This window comes from Streptomyces sp. SID14478 (genome assembly GCF_010548525.1).
Lineage (GTDB): Bacteria > Actinomycetota > Actinomycetes > Streptomycetales > Streptomycetaceae > Streptomyces.
In genome coordinates, this window is the sequence record NZ_JAAGMG010001284.1 from 1 (window position 1) to 2,207 (window position 2,207).

Consider the following 2,207-nt stretch of genomic DNA (forward strand, 5'->3'; position numbering starts at 1 on the left):
CCCACCGGGTGGGTCGGCGCGGGCGGGGCGGCGGCGGTCGGCGGCGGCGTCGCGGCCGGCTCGGGCAGCTTCAGCCGCTCGGTGATCGAGCCGGCGAACGTCTGCGGGAGCCAGTCCTCGCCCTGGCGCAGCGGCGTCGGCGACACCTCGTGACACAGGGCGATGATCTCGGTCAGGCTCGGCCGGTCGGCCGGGTCACGGCTCAGGCAGCGGGACACCAACGGCCGCAGTTCTTCAGGGAGTTGGCTCAGGTCGGGGTCCTCGTGCACGATCCGGTAGAGCACCGCGTGCGAGGGCCCGTCGCCATAGGCCGGCGCGCCGATCGCCGCGTACGCGGCGATCTGGCCGAGCGCGAACACGTCGGTGGCGGGGGAGACGGTGCCGGCCGACGCCTGCTCCGGGGCCATGAACGACGGCGTCCCGACCGTGACGCCGCTGCCGGTCAGCGCCGTGGCGTCGGCCGCACGGGCGATCCCGAAGTCGATGACCCGCGGACCGTCGGCGGCGAGCAGGACGTTGGCGGGCTTCAGATCGCGGTGCACGATGCCGGCGCCGTGGATGACGGTCAGCGCCTCGGCCACCCCCACCGTGAGCAGCAGGGTGCTGCGCACCGGCAGGGCGCCGTGCCGGGACACGGCGTGCGCGAGGGAGGGACCGGGGACGTAGGCGGTGGCCAGCCACGGCTGACGGCCCGTGGTGTCGCCGTCGATCACCGGCGCGGTGTACAGGCCCTGCACCCGCTGCGCGGAGTGCACTTCCTGCTCGAAGCGCCTGCGGAACTCGGGGTCCTGGCTGAACTCGGGCCGGATCACCTTCAGGGCGATCGGCCGGCCGCCCGGCGTGTAGGTCAGATACACCTTGCCCATGCCGCCCGAACCCAGGACCGCCACCAGACGGTAGCCGCCCACCACCGGCGGGTCGTCGGCCTGGAGTGGCTGGAAGAGGTCGGCCGACGGTGTGTTCATGGCGAGTCATCCCCTGTTGCGGGCAGCAATCGGCTGCCAGTCCCCCGAAGTCCCCGCGAGAGTACCGAATGCACGGCAGAGCGTGTGCGCCCCACGTGCAACGGCCCTGCTACAACCGCCGGTCGGTTCCGGCCACGGCCAAAGGCTCGCGAAGCCCTCGGTGTCCGAGCGCCCCAACTGCTGTGCCGGTCAGGCGAATCCGGCGCTCCCGGCCCGCCCGGCCGCCTCGTGGAACGGATCGCCCACCGGCCCGCCCCGCCCGGCCGTCTCGTGGAACGGCGTCGTCCATCGGCCCGGCCCGCCGGTGACCACCGGAAGCGGCACCGGGTCTCGCCGGGAACCTACGGCCGCGCCGGGCCCGGAAGCGGGCCCAGGCGACGGCCGCCCTCGGCCACCACCGTGCACGACCCCGGCACGATCTCCGTGAAGCCGGCGTCCCGCACCACCGGCAACCCGGCCCGCGTCAGCGGCTCCCAGCGGTCCGGCTCCGCCACCCTGACCGACAGCGGGAAGCCCGCCTCCCGCCACTCCTTGCGCTGCACCTCGGACAGCTCCCACCACGCCAGCTGGGCGCCGTGGCCGGCCTGCGCCATGGACTTGCCCGCGGTCATGTCGAGGGCGGGGTTGAACCACAGGACCGGCGCGTCCAGGTCCGGGGCGGCCGGCTCCTCGGGGTCCGTCAGATCGGTGCCGGAGACCTGGAGGCGGGCCAGGTCCTTGGGCCAGCCGTCGAGCGGGACCGGCGGGAAAACCCGCACCTCGGCCGACTCACCCGTGACCGTGATGCCGTCGAGCGCCTCCGCGCGGCGCCACTCCGCACCCCGCGCCCGCCGCACCACCTTGCGGATCCGCGCGTCCTGCCAGTCCCGCATCGCCTGCGCCCACGCACCGTCGCCGAGGGACCGCTCGTCCGAGAGGATCGTCAGGACCGCGCGCGCCGCCGTCTGCAGGGCGTCCGTGCGGGCCGGGGGCGCGGCGCGCTCGATGCGCACCACGAGCGGCAGCACGAACTGCGGGGCCTCGTCGCGCGCGGTGCGCTCGTCGCGGAACGGGCTGTCGGACGGGACGCCGGAGGGGCTGTCGGCCGGCCCGGGCGTTGCGGAGTCTTCGCTGGTCACGCCCTCCAGTCTGCCAGCAGCCCCGCGCACCCCGCGTCCCGTGCCCCGCACGCGTACGGCACCATGACCGGATGCGCCCCGACCCGCCTCCCGGACACGTGGCCCTGCGCAACGCCGGGCGCCG

General features: G+C 75.3%; 2 protein-coding genes. Both read right to left on the reverse strand.

Going from position 1 to position 2,207, the window contains the following annotated elements; all coding sequences use genetic code 11:
• The coding region (locus tag G3I40_RS41135; RefSeq protein ID WP_164559917.1) for a serine/threonine-protein kinase at positions 1–965 on the reverse strand (965 nt) is incomplete at its 3' end.
• Positions 966–1,306: 341 nt separating this feature from the next.
• Entirely contained in the window at positions 1,307–2,083 is a 777-nt protein-coding gene (locus G3I40_RS41140; RefSeq protein ID WP_164559918.1) for a peptidyl-tRNA hydrolase, read from the reverse strand.
• Between the last annotated feature and the right edge of the window lie 124 nt (positions 2,084–2,207).